This is a genomic window from Kitasatospora sp. P5_F3 (assembly GCF_054049135.1).
Genome location: NZ_JBFUMY010000097.1, coordinates 1 through 21,894, shown reverse-complemented (window position 1 = coordinate 21,894; position 21,894 = coordinate 1). Strand labels below are relative to the sequence as shown.

Here is a 21,894-nt window from a genome sequence, read left to right as displayed (position 1 = left end):
CTCCCCCACGCACCCATGCTCGCACACCGGCGGACCGTGGTCATCGTCCGATCCTGCCAAACGGGCCGCCCCGGACCCGCCACGGCGGCAGGATGAAGGGGTGATCATTCGTCAGCTCCACGACACCCCCGCCGACGCCGCGGCCGTCGAATCGGTCAGCCGGGCGGCCTTCCGTGATCTGGCCGGCCGGGACGACGGCTCACCGCCCGACCCGGCCCAGCTGGTCCGCGAGCTGGCCCGGGCGGTGCACGCGATCCGGCACGACCCGTCGGGCTGCTGGGTCGCCGAGCAGGACGGCGAGGCGGTCGGGGTGGCGCTCTCGATGCGCCGGGAGGGGCTGTGGTTGCTGTCACTGTTCGCCGTGCTGCCGAGCGCCCAGGGCAACGGCGTCGGCCGGCTGCTGCTGGAGCAAGCCGCCGCGCACGGCCGGGGCTGCCTGCGCGGGATGCTCTGCGCCTCGCCCTCCCCGGCCGCCGCCCGCCGCTACCGCCGGGCCGGGTTCACCCTGCACCCAACCATGCGGTTGACCGGGACGGTGAACCGGGCCGGGCTGCTCGACCCGGGCGACATTCCGGTGCACCCGGGCAACCCGACCCACCGTGACCTGCTGGACTCCGTGGACCGCCGGGTCCGGGGCTCGGCCCACGGGGTGGACCATGACTTCATGCTGGCCCACTACGACGAACTGCTGATCGCCGACACCCTGGCGGGCACCGGCTACTGCTACCGCACCGGCGGCGCGGTGAAGCTGCTGGCCGCCACCTCCAAGCGGATCGCCACCCGCCTGCTCCGCGAGGCCCTGGCCCGGACGCCGGACGGGGCGGAGGTGGTGATCGAGCACCTGACCGCCGAGCAGGAGTGGGCGGTGGACGTCGGCCTGGAGGTCGGCCTCTCGCTCTCCACCGAGGGCTACCTGGCGGTGCGCGGGATGCGGCCGCCCGCCCCGTACGTCCCGAACCCCGGCTTCTTGTGACCGCCGGGCAGGCGCTGCGCCGGGCCGCCGCCGTCGGCCCGTTCTTCGCCACCGTCGAGGGCCCGCTGCCGGACGGCTTCCGGCCGCTGGCCGAACTCGCCGCGCCGGAGTTCTGGCGACGGCGGATCGCCGAGGTCGGCGAACGGCTCGGTACGGACGAACCCCGGGTGGCCGCCTCGGTGGCGCAGCTCGGAGTGGCCGCCCGGCTCTGGTCGGTGGCGCTGGGCACGGCCGTCCTGGGCGGCGCGGTGCCGGACTTCGACCGGTCGTACTGGCGGCTGCCGACGGGCGGCTCGCTGGAGCTCTGGGTGCCGGGGGTGGTGGTTCCTGACGGCCAGTTGGCGGCGGAGCTGCACCGGATGGTGGTGGAGCGTCAGCTGACCCCGCTGGCCGCCGGGATCCGGGCGGTGACGCCGGTCGCCGAGGGCCTGCTGTGGGGCAACGCGGCCTCGGCACTGGCGGGCGCGGTACGGGTGCTGGGCGCAGGCCGGGAGCTGGCGGTCGAGCTGCTGGACCGGCCCCCGTTGCGGGGCGGGCTGGCGCCGTCGGGGCGCCGGACCAGCTGCTGTCTGTACTACCGGGTGCCGGGGGCGGGCCTGTGCGGGGACTGCGTCTTCGACCGCCCGCCCCGGGCCCGCTAGACCATCGTGGCGAGAATCTCCTCGACCATCTCCATCGTGGTGCCGGGGTGCAGGAAGGCGAACCGGGCCACCGTCTCGCCGTCCCAGCCGGTCGGGGTGACGAAGCCGATCTGGTCGGCCAGCAACTGCTGGGACCAGCGGTAGTAGTCCTCGCGGGTCCAGCCGGTGCGCCGGAAGCAGACCGAGGAGAGCTGAGGCTCCATCAGGAGCTCCAGGTGGTCCGTCCGCTCGATCAGCGCGGCACTCTCCCGGGCCAGCGTCAGCCCGGCCTCGATCGCGTCGGTGTACGCCTGGGTGCCGTGCACCGCGAGCGAGAACCAGAGCGGCAGGCCCCGGGCCCGGCGGGTCAGGTGGTAGGCGTAGTCGGTGGGATTCCACTCGTCGCCCTCGGTGTGCAGCACGTCCAGGTAGGAGGCGTCCTGGGTGTGCACGGCGCGGGCCAGCTGCGGGTTCCGGTAGATCAGCGCGGCGCAGTCGAACGGCGCGAACAGCCACTTGTGCGGGTCCACCACGAACGAGTCGGCGTGCTCGATGCCGTTGTAGCGCTCCCGGACGGACGGGGCGAACAGCCCGGCCCCGCCGTACGCGCCGTCCACGTGAAACCACAGGCCGCGCTCGCGGGTGACCTCGGAGAGGCCCTGCAGGTCGTCGACGATGCCCTCGTTGGTGGTGCCGGCGGTACCGACCACGGCGATGACGGTCTCGGGGTTGGGGTCGGCGGCCAGCGCGGCGCGCAGGGCCTCGCCGGTGAAGCGGCGGTCGACGGCCGGGACCTTGAAGGCCTCGACGCCGATGATGTTGAAGGTGTTCTTCACCGAGGAGTGCACCTGGTCGCAGACCGCGATCCGCAGCTTGGCGTCCGGGCCGAGCCGCCGCCGGGCGGTGTCCCGGGCGACCACCAGCGCAGACAGGTTGCCCGCCGAACCACCGGAGACGAAGGTGCCGCCGGCCGTCTCGGGCAGGCCGGCCCGGTCCGCTATCAGCCGCAGCACCTGGTTCTCGGCGGCGATCGCGCCGGCCGCCTCCAGCCAGGAGATGCCCTGCAGCGAGGCGCAGGAGACCACCATGTCGAAGAGCAGCGCGGCCTTGGTGGGGGCGCACGGGATGAAGGACAGGTAGCGCGGGCTGTCGGCGGAGATCACCGCGCGGGACAGCTCGTGGTCGTACAGCTTGAGCACGTCGGCCGGGTCGTTGCCGCTCGGGTTCAGCAGACCGGCCAGCTGGGCCTTGAGGTGCTCGCCGTCACCGGGGTGGTCCAGCGGGACGGGGTCGTACTGCAGCCGCTCCCGCATGTAGTTGAACACCAGGTCGACCAGCTCGTTGTCGGGCCGGTGCATGCGGTCGGGGGCTGCGGACATGGCTGTCCCTCTCACTGAGTGGGTGTCATGGGAGGCCCGGGACAGGTGGGGCCTGCCGGGCATGATCAGCCTAGGCAGCGGGAGTACGCCCGCGCGCGTCGGAACCCGGCTGGTCGGGCCGGATTCGAGCGCGTTCGACGGGGGCGGCGCAGCTTTCCTGCGCAGGTGGCCGGACTGCTCCGTCCGGGTCTAGCCGATCAGCCGGGAGAGGACGACGGAGCTGCGGCTGCGCTGGACGCCGGGCTCCTTGCGGATCCGCTCGATGACCGCCTCCAGGTGGCGGGTGTCGACGGCGCGCAGGTGGACCAGGGCGTCGGGATCGCCGGTGACGGTCCAGGCCGCCACCACCTCGGGGAACTGCCGCAGGCTGGCCAGGATCTCCTCGGGGGCGGTCCGCTCCCGGCAGTACACCTCGACGAACGCCTCGGTCTGCCAGCCCAGTACGTCGGGATCCAGCACGACGGTGAACCCACGGACCACACCCCGGGCCCGGAGCCGGTCGATCCGGCGGCGGACGGCGGTGGCGGAGAGGTTGGCCAGCAGGCCGATCTCGGCGTAGGAGGCGCGGCCGTCCCGGCTGAGGTGGGTGAGCAGCAGCCGGTCGGTGTCGTCGAGAGAGGCCCCGCCCGGTTCTGACGGTCTGTTGGTGCTCATCGGGGGCTCTCCACGGGAAGAAACGAAACGCCGCACCATTCTGCACCGAACGGGGCCCACCCGTGGTCAGTCCACCAGCAGGACGATCTTCCCCCGGGTCCGCCCCTCCGCGTTCAGGGCCTGGGCACTGGCGGCCTGGGCGAGCGGGAAGGTGGAGGCGACCGGGACGGTGAGCTGGCCGGCGTCGGCGAGGCGGGCCAGTTCGGTCAGGTCGGCGGTGTCGGGGCGGGCCCAGACGTAGTGGCCGCCCTTGGCGACGACGCCGTAGTCGGCGACGGAGGCGATCCGGGCCGGGTCCTCGACCAGGGCGGCGGAGACCTCGACCGCGTCGCCGCCGACCAGGTCGAGCGCGGCGTCCACCCCGTCCGGGGCCAGCGCCCGGACCCGGTCGGCCAGCCCGTCCCCGTACGCGACCGGTTCGGCACCGAGGGACCGCAGGAACGCGTGGTTGCGCTCACTCGCGGTGCCGATCACCCGGGCGCCGAGGGCGCGGGCGATCTGCACCGCGAGCACCCCCACTCCTCCGGCGGCGGCATGCACCAGCACGGTCTCGCCGGCCTGCACCCCGAGCGCCTTGACCAGCGACTGATACGCCGTCAGCCCGGCCAGCGGCAGCCCGCCGGCCTGCGCCCAGTCGAGGGCGGCGGGCTTCCGGGCCAGGGTGCGGACCGGGGCGGCCACCAGTTCGGCGTACGTGCCGTGCTCGGCCGAGTCCTTGCGGACGTAGCCGATCACCTCGTCGCCGGGAGCGAACTCGGTCACCCCGCCGCCGACCGCCTGCACCACACCGGCCAGGTCCCAGCCCATGATCAGCGGGAAGTGCGCGTCGATGATGCCGTCCAGGTACCCCTGCCTGACCTTCCAGTCGACCGGATTGACCCCGGCGGCCTTCACCCGGACCAGCACCGAGTCGGGCCCGACCTTCGGGTCGGGGAGCTCGGTGTACTCGACGACCTCCGGGCCGCCGTACTGCCTGATCGCGATTGCCTTCATGCCCGGTAGCCAACCCGACGGCGGGGGGAACACACCGCAGCGGCGCGCGGTTCTCGTCACATCGACACGTTGGCCATCGTCAGAGTGACGCGAACGGGTTATCATAGATAGCGTCAGATAGACGAAAAGGCATGGCCCCAGCTCAGAGCTCCGCGCACAGGAGGGCACCCGCCCGTGACCACCACCACCGAGACCTACGGCGTCGATCCCACCCCGACGCCGCTCGCTCTGCTGCTGCTCGGCCGCGAGGCCGACCCGAACAGCGAGCGCGGCGTCGAGTGCCCCGGCGACCTGCCGCCCGCCTCCGACCCCAACCTGGTCGAGCGCGCCCGCGCGGCCAAGGCCGCCCTGGGGGACCGGGTCTTCATCCTGGGCCACCACTACCAGCGGGACGAGGTGATCGAGTTCGCCGACGTGACCGGCGACTCGTTCAAGCTGGCCCGCGACGCCGCCAACAAGCCCGAGGCCGAGTACATCGTCTTCTGCGGCGTGCACTTCATGGCCGAGTCGGCCGACATCCTCACCAGCAGCGCCCAGCAGGTCATCCTGCCGGACCTGGCGGCCGGCTGTTCGATGGCCGACATGGCCACCGCCGAGCAGGTCGCCGAGTGCTGGGACGTGCTCACCGAGGCCGGCATAGCCGACGTGACCGTACCGGTCTCGTACATGAACTCCTCCGCCGACATCAAGTCCTTCACCGGCAAGCACGGCGGCACCATCTGCACCTCCTCCAACGCCGAGCGCGCCCTCACCTGGGCCTACGAGCAGGGCGAGAAGGTGCTCTTCCTTCCGGACCAGCACCTCGGCCGGAACACCGCCGTCCGTGACCTGGGGCTCTCGCTGGACGACTGCGTGCTCTACAACCCGCACAAGCCGAACGGCGGCCTGACCGTCGAGCAGCTGCGGAACGCCAAGATGATCCTCTGGCGCGGCCACTGCTCGGTGCACGGCCGGTTCACCGTGGACTCGGTGAACGACGTCCGGGCCCGGATCCCCGGCGTGAACGTGCTGGTGCACCCGGAGTGCAAGTACGAGGTGGTCGACGCGGCCGACCTGGTCGGCTCGACCGAGTACATCATCAAGGCGCTGGACGCGGCCGAGCCCGGCTCCAAGTGGGCCATCGGCACCGAGCTCAACCTGGTCCGCCGGCTCGCCAAGGCGCACCCGGACAAGGAGGTCGTCTTCCTGGACCGGGCGGTCTGCTTCTGCTCCACCATGAACCGGATCGACCTGCCGCACCTGGTCTGGGCGCTGGAGTCGCTGGCCCTTCGTCGTCGCTCACTCCGGGAGACCGGGGATCAGCCCGTCGCCCTCGTCCCGCAGCAGTGCCCGGACCTCGTCCAGCGTCGCCTCCGGATCCGGCAGGATCAGGTCGGACGGCTCCAGCGAGTCGTCCGGCAGCGGTGTGCCGTACTCCTTGACCGCGCTGAGCAGACTGCCGAGCGCCCCCCGGAAGTTCTGCTCGTCCCCCGACTCGAGTGCGGCGAGGAGTTCCTCGTCCAGCTGGTTGAGCCGGTTGAGGTGGCTCTCGGCCACCTGGAACTGGCCCTCGCCCATGACCCGCATGATCATGCCGGTGGTCTCCCTGCGTCGGGGGTTACTTGTTGTAGTTGATCGTCGGGGGGTTGTCCTGCTTGCCCTGCTCCAGCTGCTGGGGCGCCGCCGGCGAACCGCCGGTCAGCTCGGCCTTCATCCGGGCCAGCTCCAGCTCGACGTCGCTGCCACCGGCCACCCGCTCCAGCTCGGCCTCGATGTCGTCCTTGCGGCCGAGACCACTGGCGTCGTCGAGCGCGCCGGAGGCCAGCAGCTCGTCGATCGCCCCGGCCCTGGCCTGCATCTGGGCGGTCTTGTCCTCGGCCCGCTGGATCGCCAGGCCGACGTCGCCCATCTCCTCGGAGATCCCCGAGAAGGACTCCGCGATCCGGGTCTGCGCCTGGGCCGCGGTGTAGGTGGCCTTGATGGTCTCCTTCTTGGTACGGAAGGCGTCCACCTTGGCCTGCAGCCGCTGGGAGGCCAGCGTGAGCTTCTCCTCCTCGCCCTGCAGGGCCTGGTACTGCGTCTCCAGATCGGTGATCTGGGACTGCATGTTGGCCTTGCGGGTGAGCGCCTCGCGCGCGAGGTCCTCCCGGCCGAGCGAGAGCGCCTTGCGGCCCTGGTCCTCGTACTTGGCGGACTGCTGCTGCAGCTGGGTCAGCTGGAGCTCCAGCCGCTTGCGCGAGGTGGCCACGTCGGCGACGCCCCTGCGCACCTTCTGCAGCAGTTCGAGCTGCTTCTGGTAGGAGTAGTCGAGCGTCTCGCGGGGGTCCTCCGCGCGGTCCAGGGCCTTGTTCGCCTTGGAGCGGAAAATCAGCCCCATACGCTTCATGATTCCGTCGCTCATGGGCCTCGGGTGCCCCCTTCTCGGGCCTGCGTTCCGACTCGTACTGGACAGGATCGAGTCTATGCGCGGCGGCCTGCCCGCCGCAGTGCTCCTGCCTGCAACAAGCCTGCTACAGCCGAGAAGCTCCGGCCTCATCCTCTGGATGGAGACGACCCCTGACCATGATCCGCCGGACCCCTGGCAATGCCTAGGGGACACTCCGGGGGCATTCGATATCGGTTTGGGTCCTATGGCACTCCGAATTGCCGGGAGCGACCACGTACGCTGGTGGTGTGTTCCGACGCCGCTCAGACGATGCCTCCTCCTCCGCCACTGTGCTGGCCGAGCAGGACGACCTGCCCCGTGACCCGCAGGCCCCCAAGGGCCGGCCCACCCCCAAGCGCAGTGAGGCCGAGGCCCACCGCCGCACCCGGGTGACGGTCCCCAAGGACCGCAAGGAGGCCGCCAAGCAGTCCCGCGAGCGGATGCGCTCCGAGCGGGAGAAGCAGCGCACCGCGCTGCTGGAGGGCGACGAGCGCTACCTCCCGGCCCGCGACAAGGGCCCGGTCCGCCGCTTCGCCCGTGACTACATCGACTCGCGCTGGTCGCTGGCCGAGTTCTTCCTGCCGTACGCGGTGCTGGTGCTGATCCTCAGCGTGGTCCCGTCGAACCTGCTGAAGCTGATCTCCACCCTGCTCTTCGTGGTCTTCTTCGTGCTGGTGATCGCCGACTTCGTGCGCCTCGGCTTCGGCCTGCGCAAGGCGCTGGCCACCAACTTCCCCGGCCAGAACGCCAAGGGCGCGGTGCCGTACGGCCTGATGCGTACGCTCCAGATGCGCCGGCTGCGGCTGCCGAAGCCGCAGGTCAAGCGGGGCGAGAAGCCCTGACCGCCGAGCCCGTGCAGCAGCCGTCCTGGGCCCAGCCTTGGACGGCTGAGGGCTGGTCCGGGGGCCATGGGCTGCCCGGACAGGGCGGCGGGATGCACGACCGGTTGCCCACCCGGGGTTCGCTGCCGACCGCGGCCACCTGGCTGGAGCGGCAGGGCGGGCTGCGCGCGCTGGTCCGGCAGGAGCTGGTGGCCCGTCAGCTCGCCGGGCAGCTGACCGGGCTGACCGGGCTGCGGGTGCTGGACGTCGGCTGCGGCCAGGGCACCCAGGCGCTCCGGCTGGCCCGGGCCGGCCACCTGGTGACCGGTCTCGACCCGGACCCGGTGACGCTCGGTGCCGCGCAGGCCGCGCTGGCCGCCGAGCCGCAGGCGGTCCGCGAGCGGGTCCAGCTGCTGGGCGGCGACTGCCACCAGGTCGGCCGCTGGTTCGGCCCGCGCAGCTTCGACGTGGTGCTCTGCCACGGCGTCCTGATGTACCTCTCCGACCCGGACCCGATGCTCGCCTCGCTGGCCCGGCTGCTGGCCCCCGGCGGAATACTGTCGCTGGTGGTCCGCAACGCCGACGCACTGGCCATGCGCCCCGGGCTGAACGGCGACTGGCGCACCACCCTGGACGCCTTCGAGACCACCCGGTACACCAACCGGCTCGGTCTGACCGCCCGCGCCGACCGGCTGACCGACCTGACCACCACGCTGGCCGAGATCGCCGTCCCGCTGCGCTGCTGGTACGGGGTGCGGGTCTTCACCGACACCACCCCGGACCACCAGGCCCCGGTGGACGGCCGCCAGCTGGCCCAGCTGCTGGACGCCGAGGAGCGCGCCGGGCAGCAGGATCCGTACCGTCAGGTCGCGGCCCTGCTGCACCTGGTCGGCGCCAAGTAACGGTCGGTCAGCCTTCTTGAAGGCTCATGCTGTAGATCACCTTGTCGTCGTCCAGCAGGACGACCTGCTCGATGCCCTTGGCCAGCAGGTCCTTCCACTCCTCGCCGATCCAGGACTCGGCGTCCCCCTGCCCGGGGAACTCCTCCTGCTCGCCGGGCTGCTGGACGAGAGTGCCGTCCGCCTTCTCGTACCGCCACGTCCAGACCATGCCCGGCTCCTCGCTTCTCGGTTCTGCTGCGCAGGTTAGCGTGCCCGCCCCGGGGCTCCCCATACCTCGTCGGGCAGGATGGGCGGTATGGCACTCCCCCGCACCCTGATCCTCGGCGGCGCCCGCTCGGGCAAGTCCACCCGGGCCGAGCAGTTGCTCGCCCCGTACGAGGACGTCCTGTACGTGGCCACCAGCGGCAGCCGGGACGGCGACCAGGACTGGGCCCGGCGGGTCGAACTGCACCGGGAGCGGCGGCCGGTGACCTGGCGCACCACCGAGACCTGCGAGCTGGAGGCGGTGCTGGCGGACCGGAATGACCCGGCGCCGGTGCTGATCGACTGTCTGGCGCTCTGGCTGACCGCCGTGATGGACGACTGCGGGGCCTGGGACGACGCGGCCTGGTACGACGGCGCGGAGGCGGCGGTGCAGCGGCGCTGCGACGCGCTCGCGGCGGCCTGGCGGGTGACCGGCCGTCAGGTGATCGCGGTGAGCAACGAGGTGGGGATGGGCGTGGTCCCGGCCACCGCGGCCGGGCGGCGGTTCCGGGACACCCTGGGGCGGCTGAACATGGCGGTCGCGGACGCCTCCGAGCAGGTCCTGCTGGTGGTCGCGGGGCAGGTACTGACCGTCAAACCCACCGGCGTGTAGCCTTCCAGACGATGGACACCACCGTGGATCTCGACACTTTCTCCTCGCTCGTGGAGCGCCCCGACGAGAGCGCTCGCCGGGCCGGCGAGGAGCGCTGGCAGCAACTCGACAAGCCGCGCGGCGGCCTCGGGCAGCTGGAAGAACTGGGCAGCTGGCTCGCCTCGGTGCAGGGCGGTTCGCCGGTCCGGCCGCTGACCGCCGCCAAGGTGGTGCTGTTCGCGGCGGACCACGGGATCGCCGCGGCCGGCGTCTCCCAGTTGCCCGCCGTCGGCGGCACCGCCCGCCGGGTGCACGCGGTGCTGGACGGCACCGCCCCGGTGGCCGTGCTGGCCCGCCGGTACGGCGCCGGGCTGCGGGTGGTGGACGTGGGCGTGGACGCCGATCCCGCCGAGTTCCCGGCCGAGGTCAGCCGCTTCCGGGTGCGCCGGGGCTCCGGCCGGATCGACCAGGAGAACGCGCTCACCGAGGCCGAGGCGATCGAGGCGTTCCGGGCCGGCATGGCGGTCGCCGACGAGGAGGCCGACGCCGGGACCGACCTGGTGGTGCTCGGCGACCTCGGGGTCGGCTCCACCACCGTGGCCGCCGTACTGGTCGGCGCACTCTGCGGGACCGACGCGGCGGCCGTCACCGGCCGGGGTTCGGGCGTCGACGACCGCACCTGGATGGTCAAGTGCGCGGCCGTCCGCGACTCGCTGCGCCGGGCCCGCCCGGTGCTCGGCGACCAGCTCGCGCTGCTCGCCGCCGTCGGCGGCGCGGACTTCGCCGCCATCACCGGCTTCCTGCTCCAGTCCGCCGCCCGCAAACTGCCGGTGGTGCTGGACGGCGTCGTCTCGGCCGCCTGCGCGCTGGTCGCCCAGCGGATCGCCTTCCGCGCCCCCGAGTGGTGGCGGGCCGGGCAGTCCACCGGCGAGCCCGCCCAGGCGAAGGCGTACGACCGGCTGACCCTGACGCCCCTTCAGGGCCTGAACGTCTCGATGGGCGAGGGCGTCGGCGCCCTGCTCGCACTGCCGCTGCTGCAGGCCGCCGCCGACACCCTGGCCGAGCCGTCGGACGTACCGGCGATGACCGCGGCCGAGCGCGGCCCGGTCGAGCCGCCCCGGCTGCCGACCGCTGCCGAACTGCTCAACCGGGGCTGATCTTTTGCTCGACGGGCTGCGGTTCGCCTTCGGCACCCTCTCGGTACTGCGGGTCCGGGTCGACCGTTGGGACCGGGAGACCGGTGGGCGGGCGATGCTGGCCGCCCCGGTGGTCGGGCTGGTGCTCGGCGCGGTCGCGGCCGGCGCGGGTGCCCTGCTGGCCTGGCGCGGCGGGCCGTTGCTCGGCGCGGTGGCGGCGGTGGCGGTGCTGGCCGGGCTGACCCGGGGGCTGCACCTGGACGGCCTGGCGGACGTCGCGGACGGGCTCGGCAGCGGGAAACCGGCCGAGGACGCGCTGCGGATCATGAAGCAGTCGGACATCGGCCCGTTCGGGGTGCTGACGCTGCTGCTGGTGCTGCTGGCTCAGATCGCCGCGCTGGCCGGGGAGTTCGGGGTGTCGCTCTGGCGGGGCGCCTTCGCCGTGCTGACTGCCGCGCTGACCGCCCGGTGCGCGCTCACTTGGGGCTGCCTGCGTTCGGTCCCGGCCGCCCGGCCGGGCGGGCTCGGCGCGATGGTCGCCGCCACGGTGCCCTGGCCGGCCGCGCTGGGGGTTTCGGCGGTGGTGGCGGTCGGCCTGGGCCTGCTCTCACCGTGGTACCCGCTCGCGCTGGCCGTCGGGCTCGGTTGCGGGTGGCTGCTGCTGCGCCGCTGCGTACGGCGGTTCGGCGGGATCACCGGGGACGTGCTGGGGGCGACGGCGGAGACGGCCGCCACCGGGGCGCTGCTCGCGCTCGCGCTGCACTGAACGGGGGGAATCCGTTGACGAGCCGTCAGGACCGGGTGCACGGCTGCCTGCTCGGCGGGGCACTCGGGGACGCACTCGGCTTCCCGGTCGAGGGCGTGTCGCTGTACACGATCCAGGACCGGCACGGCCCGGCCGGGATCACCGAGCCGGTACCCGACCGCGAGGGGGTGGTCGGCCGGATCAGCGACGACACGCAGATGACGCTCTTCACCGCCGAGGCCCTGCTGCGGGGCGCGTCCGTCCCACAGGTGCAGCAGGCGTACCTGCGCTGGCTGGACACCCAGGAGCACCCGGCACCGCCCCCGGCGGCCGACGCCCCGCACCGGACCGGCCGGTTGCGCGAGGAGCGCTGGCTGTATGCGCGGCGAGGCCCCGGCCGGGCCTGCATCCTCGGGCTCCAGCAGCAGTACGTCCCCGACCCGCGCCGCCCGCTCGACGGCACTCCCGGCCCGGTGAACCCGGATTCGAAGGGGTGCGGCACGGTGATGCGCTCCGCCCCGTTCGGGTTCGTCCCCGGCTCCTTCGAACTCGCCGCGCGCTGCGCCCTGATCACCCACGGCCACCCGACGGCCGCCTATGCCGCCGGTGCCTTCGCGGCCGTCATCGGCGAACTGATGACCGGTCAGCCTCTCGAGGGCGCGGTCCGGTACGCCCTGGACCTGCTCGCCGGATACCCCCGGCACCAGGAGACCAGCACTGCACTGGAACGCGCCCTCTCGCTGGCCGAGGCCGGTTCGGACCAGTTGGAGGACCTCGGCGCCGGCTGGGTCGCCGAGGAGGCCCTGGCCATCGCGGTCTACGCCGCCCTGTCCGCCCCCACCCCGGCCACGGTCGGTCCCGCGCTGCTGCTCGCCGTCAACCACTCCGGTGACAGCGACTCCACCGGCGCGATCTGCGGCAACCTGCTCGGCGCCCGCCACGGCGCCGGGGCCCTACCTCCGGAGTGGCTGGCGCAGTTGGAGGGCCGGGCGGTGATCGCCGAGCTGGCAGCGAGCTTCGGCGGCTGACGGCTCTTCAGGTGAGGGTCAGGGCGAGGATTCCCTCCGGGAGGGCGAGGAACACCCGACTGTCCGAGGTGAGGACCAGAGAGCGGGCGGCCAGGCCGAGCCGCAGGTCGAGCACGGTGTGGGTGGTGCCCCAGCGGCGCAGGCGGACCAGACCGTCGGACCAGGCGGCCGCGAGCACCATCCCCTCGGCGGTGTCCTGGATCGCCACGGCGGTGACCGGGCACTCGCGGGCGTCGATCGGCTCCGGGGTCACGGCCCGCCCGTTCATCCAGGTCCGCACCGTGCCGTCGGTGCCGCCGCTGACCAGCAGGACGCCGCCGTCCACCTCGGTGAGGTCGACGGCGGTGACCCTCCCCTGATGGGCCGACTGGTCGGGTGCCGTCTTCTCCCCGGTGGCCGTTCGGATCAGGCCGATCCCACCACCGCCGTCACCGACGGCGAGCAGCGGGCCGTCGGCACCGGCCAGGGTGGCCAGCGCGGTGACCCCGCCGGCGAAGTTCTTGGTGGCCCACTCCACAGCCGGCGTCGGCCGGCCTCCCTTCTTCTCGGGATACGGGTAGGTGGTGACGGTGCCGTCCCCGCGCAGGAAGAACTGCGAGCCCTCGTCCCCGCAGACCATGGCGGAGAGGTCGCTGTCGAGCATCCGGCTCGGGTCGACGTCCTCGACATCCAGCCCGGTTGCGGGGTCGAGGAAACGAAGGATCCCGCTGACCGCCGCCAACAGGTACGTCGCATGCGGGCCGCGCCCTGGGGCGATCCGCCGCACCAGGGCCTCGCCCCGCGCGGCCTGGGCACCCAGCCTCCCCTCGAACGGCCCTGACCAGACGGCGTGCCAGCGTTGCCCGGAGACCGCCGCGCAGCGGTCGGCGGCCTGCTGGTCGCGGCCGGGCAGCCAGGCGTGCAGGCCGGCCGCCCGGTCGGCCGGGGTGGAGGCGGCGGGGCGTACCGGACCGGCGAGGTCCCAGGCCTCGGCGAGCGCGATGTTCAGGCCTTCGGCTACCGGGTCCGGCGGGCTCTCGGGTTCTTCCGGTTCATCGGCGAGCGGGTCTACGAAGGGCGGGGCGGGCCTGGCGTGGTCGAAGGCGGCGGTGATCGCGGCCGGGTCGGCGTGGATCAGGAATTCGGGGTCGGCGAGCAGGTGGCCGGCAACTCCCGTGTGGACCGCGTGCCGCAGCAGCAGCCCCAGCCGGTGCGGGTCGGTGCCCGACAGCAGCGGACGGCCGTCGGCACCCCGGGGTATGGCCCCCGCGATGCCCTGCAGCAGGGCCGCGTGGTCGACCGGTGGACAGCCTGCCAATACCCGGTGCGCGAGCTGGTCCGGCTGGAGTCGCCGGTACCGGCCGTCGGCCGGGGGCAGGTACGCGGAGGCCAGGCGGACGGTCTCGGCGCCGCCGGAGCCCGGGAGCACGGCCCACTCCTCGTCGGTGACCGGCTGCCCCGCGGCGGCCAGGGCGCCGACCGCGCGCCGGAGCTCCTCCGGCAGCACTGCCCACCAGTCCTCGGCCAGCGCGGCGGCCCGCTCGGCGGGCGGGGKCGCCGGGTCGAGCGGGGTGCCGGGTGGGGTACGGGAGGCGAGCTGGGCCAATCCGGGGCTGGGGTGGACCTGGTCGGCGGCCACCGGGTAGCCGGCCAGGCCGGCGCACCAGGCGGTGAAGCGCTCGCGGTCCGTCCAGCGCGGGTCGTCCAGGTCCAGGACGGCCCCGGCCGGGGCGACGGCGCTCAGCGCGGCGGCAGCGGCCGTGCCGGAGGCGGACTCCACCAGTACCCGCAGCCACGGGACTTGGAGCAGCCGGGTGAGCAACTCGGTGACGATCCGTTCGGGCATGTCGGGCAGCAGGTCGCTGCCTGCCCGGTCCAGGTCGGTGACGACCAGGGTGCGCGGAACTCCGTCCTGCAGAGCCTCCATCAGATCGTCCGGGGTACGGGCGACCGTGCCGAGCTGTTCGGCCAGCAGCCAGGTCGCGCTACGGACCGTCAGCCCCTCGGCGGAGAGCACCGCGTGGACCCGTCGGCCGGTCCGGGGGTTGTCCGGCGGGCAGGCAGCAGCGAGCCAGGAGAGCAGATGGGTACGCCCGCTGCCGGAGGAACCGGCGATCCGACAGAAACGGGGCGCGCGCGCATCCTCCAGCCAGTCGAGGAGCGCCTGCCCGGCCGGTCGGCGGCCGGCCCGCAGCGGCGGGACGGGGGCGGCCTCGCCTGACGGGGCGTCGACTGCCGGAGCCGCACCGTACACGGGGTTGTGCCAGAAGCCCTCCACGTGGCCCCAACGGGAGACCTGCCAGCCGCCCATGACGGCGTGCGGGGGGATGCGGCCGGCCGGGTCGCGGCCCTCGTCCACCCGGTACACCCAGCCTCCGACGCCCCGGGCGTTGGCCGCCCGGTCCCTTGCGAGCGCGGGATCGGGGAGCCAGCCGAGCGGCTTGTGCGGCTTCTGCTGTCCCTCGGCGGCGAGTCTCCTCAACTCCGCAAGCCGGGTGACCGCCCTGCTCTCGGGGACGAGTCGCCCGGACAGGATGTCGCCCGGTTCGGCGAGCAACTCCTGAAGGGCCTCCGACGGGAGGATCTCCCGGGCCCTGGCCTCGTTCAGCTTGCCGTACCAGAACATGGAGCCGCCGCGGTTCTCGGCCGCGAGATGCCGCTCGAAGCCGGCGGCGCCGTCCTCGTCGCAGATCCACAGGTAGCCCGCCAGCTCGCCGTACTTGTTGCGCGCCGCCAGGTACTCGACAGGCTTGTCGGTGGTGTAGGCGTAGCGGGGCGGCCCGTCGCCGACCGGCTTGAACTCGAGGTCCTGGCTCAGACGCTCGTAGGTCAGGTCCCTGCCGCTCACTGGTCACCCTTTTCCGTCATCACAGGATCTCCGCGAAGATGTGGATTCTGTTGCCCTCCGGCAGTACCTCGACGGCACGCCACTGGAGGTTGCGGCCGAGGAGCAGTTCCCGCTCGGTGCTGGCGACCGACCCGGCCCGCTCCATCCACATCGCGGGTGTCCCGGCTGGGACCTTCCGCCCGTCCAGGTTGCGGAGCCCGCCGTTGATCTCGTCGTACGTGGCCCCCTGGCCGCGGTTCCCCTGACCGCGCGTGTAGTTGTCCAGCGCGGTCTTCTCGATCTCGGGAAGTCCTTCGGCGGTCCTGTTCCAGGTCCAGCCGGCGTACGCCTGGGCTCCGGCGTCGTCGAAGACCTTGGCGGTCTGGGCCTGCGCGCGCTCGGCATCCCGGATTGCCGTCTGCTCCTGTTGGCCCCTGATCGCACGCTCGACATCGCTCTCGGGGGGCTTCGCGGGCTCCGGCTCGTGCGCGGGAGCCTCAGGCTCAGGGGTATGAGCGGGAGCCTCGGGCTCGGGGATGTGCGGGCTCTCCGGTACGGACGGTTCCGGGACGTGCGCGGGGGCGGGTTCGGGCGCGTGCTGGTACGCAGCGTCGGGGAAGCCCTCCAGCCGGACCGGCGGGCTCGCCTGGGCGGGCAGCGGGATGTCGGGGTGCCGGGCGGCATTGCCGGCCGCGCGTCGGGCGAAATCGTCCGCACCGCCCAGCACGGTGCGTTCGGCGGAGTGCTCCAGGGCGTTCACGGCCGCCCGCTTGGCGGCCMCGCCTGCCGTGCTGCCGCCACCGGTGGCAACACCGGACGCGGTATCGAAGATCACCCGGCCGAGGGCCTCCACCGGGTCGGAGCTCCAGCCGGAGCCCGCAAGGGACTTGACCAGTTCGGTCGGGTGGTTGGCCGTGCGGGTCAGACCCATGGCGGTGCTGAAGACGTGGTCCTGGTACTGCGCGGGGTGGGTCAGGTTGTACGGGTTCATCGGATTGAGGCCGCGCGCGAACTTGACCGTGTCGGCGCCGGCCTTGGCCACCCCGCCCAGCAGGTGGAGCCCGCCGACCGCGACGCCCTGGGTCAGGTCGGTGTGGGCTGCGGCAACCTGGTCCAGGAAGCTCGGCTCGCGCGGCGCGGAGCCGGTGGCGGCGGCGTTGTTGTAGTGCTTGACCGCGTCGTTGTACTGGTCGATCTGGTGGTTGAACGCGTCCCGGGCCTCCTGGGAGGCCTTCCGCGCCGCCTCGTAGGTGTCGATCGCCTGCCGGGCCTGCTGCTGGGCCCACTCGACGGTCTGCGCGTAGCTGTCGAGCGCTGTGGCCGCAGCGCCGCAGGCGTCCGCGGCCAGCAGCCAGAACCCGGGCTGCGGGCCGAACTTGGCCCGGAACGCGTCCCCGGCCTGCCCCTTCCAGTGGTCGGCGTCCAGCCGGGTCAGGCCGGAGCCGGTCTCGTCGAACGCCGTCCGGAACTTGTGGAGGTGCTTGGCCGCCTCGCCGATCGCGCCGACGTTGCCGTGCACCAGCTCCCTGGGGTCGTCGGTCTGACCGAGGTTCAGTTCGCCGACCAGCGCGCCCAGACTGTCGGCGACGCCGTCGCCCCACTTGTCGACGGCGTGCGCCGCGCTGTCCAGGCCGACCAGGTCGAGACCGTCGCCGACCAGGTGGGCGCCGGTGTTGACGGTCTCGCCGACGGCTCGCTTACCGCCGTCGATGACCCGCTCGAACAGGTTGCTCATCCGCGGCCACCGCTCGACTTCGACTGCTCGGCCTGCTGCCCGAGTTGTTCGGCTCTGCTCTTGGCCTCGGCGCTCTCCTCGGCGAGCTCGTCACCGAGGCCGAGGGCGGCTGCGTGCCCGGTCAGGAAGCGGTTCTCGAGCAGATCCGCCTTGGTGGCCTCCATGGTCGAGGCCGAGTGCAGTTGGGCCTGTCGGAACGACTCGGCCGAGAAGTCCGCGTCCCGGACCTGGGTGAACGGGTTGTCCGAGAGCACCTGGCCCCAGGACATCTTCTCCAGCTCATCGCCCGTCAGGTTCGGGTTGCCCAGGGCCGCGTTGGTGAGCTCCTTGGCCGCGCCGGAGACGTACTCCTCCTGCTCGTGGTAGATCCCGGCGGAGAGGTGCAGACGGCGGGCGATCTCGTTGCCGTCCTGGATCAGCGCCCGGACTCCCCAGGACCAGCGGTCGCAGAACTCCTCGAAGACGGACTGGAGTTCGGGGTGGCCGATCTCCAACCCGGTCAGGCTGAGGTCGCCGAAACCCCGGCCCACCAGCGCGGCCTCCTCGATGGCGTGGTCGATCCCGTCCGCGGCCAGCCTGAGCGCCTGCGGATCCACCTCGTACTGGGTCACCGGCCGTCCACCGCCGCCGCGTCCGGCACGATGCCCCGGACCGGCGGAAAGAGCATCGGCATGCTCCCCGCCACGTCCAGTGCCACCCCGGCTGGCGCCCCGACCGCGGGCACCCCGACGTCCAGCAGGCGCGATCCGTAGACCGTCAGATAGTCCAGTACGCCGCCCTGGTGGGCCCGGGCAGTGGCGAAGGACACCAGTTCGGCCTCGTCGGTGAAGGCGTAGATCCAGCGCACGCCGCCCTGGTCCCCGGTCCACACCGGACCGCCAGGGCCGGTCTGCGGCACCAGCACCAGGCCGGCCCGGAACTCGGCCAGCAGTGTGACCGTGTCCCCCACCCCGGCGTACTGCATGCGCAGTTGGTGTCTCAGTCCAGCGTTGGACATCGGCCCCCCTCTCCCCGGCGGAGAAGGATAGTCCACCGACCATCTGACCCGTCGTCGGATTCCGACGGGCGGACCGGGCGGCGGTGCCGCACCGACTGTGACCTGATCCAGGGGGTAGGGTCCGGCGCCTTTATCCCAGCATGCGGACTACCATGCGGTGAGCACCGTGACCCTGCGCCCTGTTCCAGCGGAGCATGCCCGGGGTCGATGCCGGTGCGGCACCGGCGCCGCACCTGGCTTGGACCGCGAAAGAACAGGATCGTTTTGTGACTGCACTGTCTGTGAGCACCTCCTCCGCCGCCTCGCTGCGCGCGGACGCCCTGGTGATCGGCGTGGCCAAGGGCCCGAAGGGTCTGCTGCTCGCGTCCGGCTCGGAGGCCGTGGCCGAGGCGTTCGACGGCAAGCTGGCCGAGCTGCTCGCCACCCTGGGCGCGACGGGTGCCGAGGGCGAGGCGGTCAAGCTTCCCGCTCCCGCAGGTGTCAAGGCTCCGCTCGTGCTCGCGGTCGGCCTCGGCGAGGCCGAGCAGGGCCACTCGCTGGAGACCCTGCGCAAGGCGGCCGGCGTGGCCGCCCGTACCCTCGCGGGGACCAAGAAGGCCGCGCTGGCGCTGCCCGCCGGCTCCGCCGAGGAGATCGAGGCGGTCGCGCTCGGCGCACTGCTCGGCTCGTACTCCTACAGCGCCTACCGCAACGGTGACGGCAAGGCCCCGGTGGGCGAGCTGATCGTGCTGACCGAGCGCAAGGGCAGCAAGGACGCCAAGGCCGCCGTCGAGCGCGCCGCCGCCGTCGGCGAGGAGATCAACCGCGCCCGCGACCTGGTCAACACCGCGCCGAACGACCTCAACCCGAAGTCCTTCGCCGCGATCGCCCTGGCGGCCGGCAAGGAGCACAACCTCAAGGTCGAGGTGCTGGACGAGAAGGCGCTCGCCAAGGGCGGCTTCGGCGGCCTGCTCGGCGTCGGCACCGGCTCGGCCAACCCGCCGCGGCTGGTGAAGGTGGCGTACACCCACCCGAAGGCCAAGGCCACCGTCGCCCTGGTCGGCAAGGGCATCACCTACGACTCCGGCGGCATCTCGCTGAAGCCGGCCGGGCACAACGAGACCATGAAGTGCGACATGGCCGGCGCCGCCGCCGTGTTCGCCACCGTGGTCGCGGCCAAGCGCCTCGGCCTGCAGGTCAACATCACCGCCTGGCTCGCGCTGGCCGAGAACATGCCGTCCGGCACCGCCACCCGCCCGGGTGACGTGCTCCGGATGTACGGCGGCAAGACCGTCGAGGTGCTGAACACCGACGCCGAGGGCCGCCTGGTGCTGGCCGACGCGATCGTCCGGGCCGGCGAGGAGCAGCCCGACGTGATCGTCGACGTCGCCACCCTGACCGGCGCGATGGTGCTGGCCCTGGGCAACCGCACCTTCGGCGTGATGGCCAACTCCGACGAGCTGCGCGACCGCTTGCACGCCACCGCCGAGGCGGCCGGCGAGCAGTCCTGGCCGATGCCGCTGCCGGCCGAGCTGCGCAAGGGCATGACCGAGACCACCATCGCCGACCTCGCCAACATGGGTGAGCGGATGGGTGGCGGCCTGGTCGCCGGTCTGTTCCTGAAGGAGTTCGTCGCCGAGGGCATCGACTGGGCGCACCTCGACATCGCGGGCCCGGCCTTCCACGAGGGCGGGCCGTTCGGCTACACCCCCCGTGGCGGCACCGGCAGCGCCATCCGCACCCTGATCGGGTGGCGCCGGGCCCCGCTTTTTGCGGTTACCCGCCAGTAGTGGATCTGACCGTTTCTGACAACGCGTGTTCGCCGCGGGCGAAACTTTGTTCCGTACGGTGGAACAGCCCGGCCCGCCGACCGGCCCGGCCCGCCCTCTCCCGACTGGTCGCACCGCTGTGAGCTGCGGATATACCCTGACGTACGGGACATCCGGCAGCCCTCCTGGCAACCGGCCGAGGTGGCCGGGGCAGCCCCGGCCACCAGCCGCCGCGAACAAGTGCGAGGATGTACTCCCGGACGACTGGGCGCCTTACAAGGGCGCCCTAGCCCTACCGGACCGCGACCGGCCCGGCGAACCGCACCCCTTTGCATGGAGGACGTGACGTGGCGAACGACGCCAGCACCGTTTTCGACGTAGTCATTCTCGGAGGCGGAAGCGGCGGTTACGCCGCGGCGCTCCGTGCAGCGCAGCTCGGGCTGAGCGTCGCACTGATCGAGAAGGGTGAGCTGGGCGGCACCTGCCTGCACCGCGGCTGCATCCCGACCAAGGCCCTGCTGCACGCGGCCGAGATCGCCGACGAGACCAAGGAAGCCGCCGAGTTCGGCGTCCTGGCCACGTTCCAGGGCATCGACATCAACGGCGTCCACAAGTACAAGGACGACGTGATCGCCGGCCTGTACAAGGGCCTGCAGGGCCTGGTGGCCTCCCGCAAGGTCACCTTCATCCAGGGCGAGGGCCGGCTCTCCTCGCAGACCTCGGTGGACGTCAACGGCCAGCGGGTCGAGGGCCGTCACATCGTCCTCGCCACCGGCTCGGTGCCGAAGTCGATCCCCGGCCTGAACATCGACGGCGACCGCGTGATCTCCTCGGATCACGCGCTCAAGCTCGACCGGATCCCGAAGTCGGCCGTCATCCTCGGCGGCGGCGTGATCGGTGTCGAGTTCGCCTCGGTCTGGAAGTCCTTCGGCGTCGACGTCACCATCGTCGAGGCCCTGCCGCACCTGGCCCCGCTGGAGGACGAGAACTCCTCCAAGCTGCTGGAGCGCGCCTTCCGCAAGCGTGGCATCAAGTTCGAGCTGAAGGCCCGCTTCTCCGGTGTCGAGTACACCCAGGACGGTGTGCGGGTCTCCACCGAGAACGGCAAGCAGATCGACGCCGACCTGCTGCTGGTCGCCATCGGCCGCGGCCCGGTCTCGGCCGGTCTCGGCTACGAGGAGGCCGGGGTCGCGATGGACCGCGGCTACGTCCTGGTCGACGAGTACATGCGCACCAACGTGCCGAGCATCTCGGCCGTCGGTGACCTGGTCCCGACCCTGCAGCTGGCCCACGTCGGCTTCGCCGAGGGCATCCTGGTCGCCGAGCGGCTGGCCGGCCTCAAGGCCGTGCCGATCGACTACGACGGCGTGCCGCGGGTGACCTACTGCAACCCGGAGGTGGCCTCCGTCGGCATCACCGAGGCCAAGGCCGTCGAGCTGTACGGCAAGGACAAGGTCGTCACGCTCAAGTACAACCTGGCCGGCAACGGCAAGAGCAAGATCCTCAAGACCGCCGGCGAGATCAAGCTCGTCCAGGTCAAGGACGGCGCCGTGGTGGGTGTCCACATGGTCGGCGCCCGCATGGGTGAGCAGGTCGGCGAAGCCCAGCTGATCTACAACTGGGAGGCGCTGCCCTCCGAGGTCGCGCAGCTCATCCACGCGCACCCGTCGCAGTCCGAGGCGCTCGGCGAGGCGCACCTGGCGCTGGCCGGCAAGGCGCTGCACGCGCACGACTGATCCGCGCTCATCCCCGGCAGTCCACCCATTCCTGTACGCAAGACTTGATAGGAGTCGCTGAAACCATGGCGGTCTCAGTAACACTGCCCGCACTGGGCGAGAGCGTTTCCGAAGGCACCGTCACCCGCTGGCTGAAGGCCGAGGGTGACCGGGTCGAGGTCGACGAGCCGCTGCTCGAGGTCTCGACCGACAAGGTCGACACCGAGATCCCGGCTCCCGCCTCGGGCATCCTGGCCTCGATCAAGGTCGGCGAGGACGAGACGGTCGCCGTCGGCGCCGAGCTGGCCATCATCGACGACGGCTCCGGTGCGCCGGTCGCCGCCGCCGCCCCGGTCGCGGAGGCAGCTCCGGCCGCCCCCGCCCCGGTCGCCGAGGCGCCCGC

The 21,894-nt window shown here is 72.6% G+C and carries 21 protein-coding genes and 1 pseudogene; 12 read left to right on the top strand and 10 right to left on the bottom strand.

Annotation, left to right across the window (positions count from 1 at the left end; translation table 11 throughout):
• The first annotated feature begins 100 nt into the window (after positions 1-100).
• Together ACXJMZ_RS33505 and ACXJMZ_RS33500 are read left to right on the top strand one after the other, a co-directional pair.
• Positions 101-973: a GNAT family N-acetyltransferase gene (locus ACXJMZ_RS33505; RefSeq protein WP_457033784.1), complete on the top strand. Its 873-nt coding sequence runs from the start codon at positions 101-103 to the stop codon at positions 971-973.
• Positions 970-1,614: a (2Fe-2S)-binding protein gene (locus tag ACXJMZ_RS33500; protein ID WP_457033783.1), complete on the top strand. Its 645-nt coding sequence runs from the start codon at positions 970-972 to the stop codon at positions 1,612-1,614. The genes ACXJMZ_RS33505 and ACXJMZ_RS33500 overlap by 4 nt, the downstream gene beginning before the upstream one ends.
• Here ACXJMZ_RS33500 and ACXJMZ_RS33495 read toward each other — a convergent pair.
• The 3 genes from ACXJMZ_RS33495 to ACXJMZ_RS33485 form a co-directional block, all read right to left on the bottom strand.
• A complete protein-coding gene (locus ACXJMZ_RS33495; RefSeq protein ID WP_457033782.1) occupies positions 1,611-2,972 on the bottom strand; it encodes a pyridoxal phosphate-dependent decarboxylase family protein in 1,362 nt (453 codons plus the stop codon). The two genes, ACXJMZ_RS33500 and ACXJMZ_RS33495, sit on opposite strands and share 4 nt — an antisense overlap.
• A 189-nt stretch (positions 2,973-3,161) precedes the next feature.
• The gene (locus ACXJMZ_RS33490) at positions 3,162-3,626 is read right to left on the bottom strand and encodes an Lrp/AsnC family transcriptional regulator (protein ID WP_457033781.1); all 465 of its coding nucleotides are present in this window, start codon (positions 3,624-3,626) and stop codon (positions 3,162-3,164) included.
• Positions 3,627-3,692: 66 nt separating this feature from the next.
• Positions 3,693-4,619, bottom strand: coding sequence for an NADP-dependent oxidoreductase (locus ACXJMZ_RS33485; RefSeq protein ID WP_457033780.1), 927 nt, complete (start codon positions 4,617-4,619; stop codon positions 3,693-3,695).
• Positions 4,620-4,793: 174 nt separating this feature from the next.
• Between ACXJMZ_RS33485 and nadA the strand changes: the two are divergent.
• Positions 4,794-5,885, top strand: a pseudogene (gene nadA / locus ACXJMZ_RS33480) (quinolinate synthase NadA); the annotation flags it as partial.
• Between the two features lie 12 nt (positions 5,886-5,897).
• Here the strand turns inward: nadA and pspAA are convergent.
• Both pspAA and ACXJMZ_RS33470 read right to left on the bottom strand, forming a co-directional pair.
• Positions 5,898-6,191 carry a PspA-associated protein PspAA gene (gene pspAA / locus ACXJMZ_RS33475; RefSeq protein ID WP_457033791.1) on the bottom strand — a complete coding sequence of 98 codons (294 nt, stop codon included), beginning with the start codon at positions 6,189-6,191 and terminating at the stop codon, positions 5,898-5,900.
• A gap of 25 nt (positions 6,192-6,216) precedes the next feature.
• Positions 6,217-6,975, bottom strand: coding sequence for a PspA/IM30 family protein (locus ACXJMZ_RS33470; RefSeq protein WP_457033779.1), 759 nt, complete (start codon positions 6,973-6,975; stop codon positions 6,217-6,219).
• 296 nt (positions 6,976-7,271) lie between these two features.
• Between ACXJMZ_RS33470 and ACXJMZ_RS33465 the strand changes: the two genes are divergently transcribed.
• Complete coding sequence (locus ACXJMZ_RS33465) at positions 7,272-7,865, top strand: DUF3043 domain-containing protein (RefSeq protein WP_457033778.1); 594 nt, start codon at positions 7,272-7,274, stop codon at positions 7,863-7,865.
• Positions 7,866-7,957: 92 nt separating this feature from the next.
• The gene (locus ACXJMZ_RS33460) at positions 7,958-8,746 is read left to right on the top strand and encodes a class I SAM-dependent methyltransferase (protein ID WP_457033777.1); all 789 of its coding nucleotides are present in this window, start codon (positions 7,958-7,960) and stop codon (positions 8,744-8,746) included.
• Positions 8,747-8,753: 7 nt separating this feature from the next.
• On the opposite strand, the gene ACXJMZ_RS33455 is transcribed toward ACXJMZ_RS33460, so the two are convergent.
• Positions 8,754-8,954 (bottom strand): hypothetical protein, encoded by a 201-nt coding sequence (locus tag ACXJMZ_RS33455; RefSeq protein WP_457033776.1) that lies wholly within the window; start codon positions 8,952-8,954, stop codon positions 8,754-8,756.
• Positions 8,955-9,041: 87 nt separating this feature from the next.
• Between ACXJMZ_RS33455 and cobU the strand changes: the two genes are divergently transcribed.
• The 4 genes from cobU to ACXJMZ_RS33435 are packed head-to-tail and all read left to right on the top strand — an operon-like array spanning position 9,042 to position 12,490.
• Positions 9,042-9,602, top strand: coding sequence for a bifunctional adenosylcobinamide kinase/adenosylcobinamide-phosphate guanylyltransferase (gene cobU / locus ACXJMZ_RS33450; RefSeq protein WP_457033775.1), 561 nt, complete (start codon positions 9,042-9,044; stop codon positions 9,600-9,602).
• A gap of 11 nt (positions 9,603-9,613) precedes the next feature.
• A complete protein-coding gene (gene cobT / locus ACXJMZ_RS33445) occupies positions 9,614-10,738 on the top strand; it encodes a nicotinate-nucleotide--dimethylbenzimidazole phosphoribosyltransferase (protein WP_457033774.1) in 1,125 nt (374 codons plus the stop codon).
• Between the two features lie 4 nt (positions 10,739-10,742).
• Complete coding sequence (locus tag ACXJMZ_RS33440; protein ID WP_457033773.1) at positions 10,743-11,483, top strand: adenosylcobinamide-GDP ribazoletransferase; 741 nt, start codon at positions 10,743-10,745, stop codon at positions 11,481-11,483.
• Between the two features lie 14 nt (positions 11,484-11,497).
• The gene (locus ACXJMZ_RS33435; RefSeq protein WP_457033772.1) at positions 11,498-12,490 is read left to right on the top strand and encodes an ADP-ribosylglycohydrolase family protein; all 993 of its coding nucleotides are present in this window, start codon (positions 11,498-11,500) and stop codon (positions 12,488-12,490) included.
• 7 nt (positions 12,491-12,497) lie between these two features.
• Here the strand turns inward: ACXJMZ_RS33435 and ACXJMZ_RS33430 are convergent, their stop codons facing one another.
• From ACXJMZ_RS33430 to ACXJMZ_RS33415, 4 genes are read right to left on the bottom strand one after another with little or no spacing between them, the layout of a single operon-like run.
• Positions 12,498-15,317, bottom strand: coding sequence for a hypothetical protein (locus tag ACXJMZ_RS33430; protein WP_457033771.1), 2,820 nt, complete (start codon positions 15,315-15,317; stop codon positions 12,498-12,500).
• Positions 15,318-15,336: 19 nt separating this feature from the next.
• Positions 15,337-17,031 (bottom strand): putative T7SS-secreted protein, encoded by a 1,695-nt coding sequence (locus ACXJMZ_RS33425; protein WP_457033770.1) that lies wholly within the window; start codon positions 17,029-17,031, stop codon positions 15,337-15,339.
• The gene (locus ACXJMZ_RS33420) at positions 17,028-17,642 is read right to left on the bottom strand and encodes a hypothetical protein (RefSeq protein ID WP_457033769.1); all 615 of its coding nucleotides are present in this window, start codon (positions 17,640-17,642) and stop codon (positions 17,028-17,030) included. The genes ACXJMZ_RS33425 and ACXJMZ_RS33420 overlap by 4 nt, the downstream gene beginning before the upstream one ends.
• On the bottom strand, positions 17,639-18,028 hold the full coding sequence (locus ACXJMZ_RS33415) for an SseB family protein (RefSeq protein WP_457033768.1): 390 nt from the start codon (positions 18,026-18,028) through the stop codon (positions 17,639-17,641). Before ACXJMZ_RS33415 ends, ACXJMZ_RS33420 begins: the two co-directional genes overlap by 4 nt.
• Positions 18,029-18,294: 266 nt before the next feature.
• Between ACXJMZ_RS33415 and ACXJMZ_RS33410 the strand changes: the two genes are divergently transcribed.
• From ACXJMZ_RS33410 to ACXJMZ_RS33400, 3 genes are all read left to right on the top strand, one after another.
• On the top strand, positions 18,295-19,797 hold the full coding sequence (locus tag ACXJMZ_RS33410) for a leucyl aminopeptidase (protein ID WP_457033767.1): 1,503 nt from the start codon (positions 18,295-18,297) through the stop codon (positions 19,795-19,797).
• A 326-nt stretch (positions 19,798-20,123) separates the two neighbouring features.
• Entirely contained in the window at positions 20,124-21,512 is a 1,389-nt protein-coding gene (gene lpdA, locus ACXJMZ_RS33405) for a dihydrolipoyl dehydrogenase (RefSeq protein ID WP_057232975.1), read from the top strand.
• Between the two features lie 65 nt (positions 21,513-21,577).
• Positions 21,578-21,894: biotin/lipoyl-containing protein (locus tag ACXJMZ_RS33400; RefSeq protein WP_457033766.1), on the top strand; the 317-nt coding region annotated here is incomplete at its 3' end.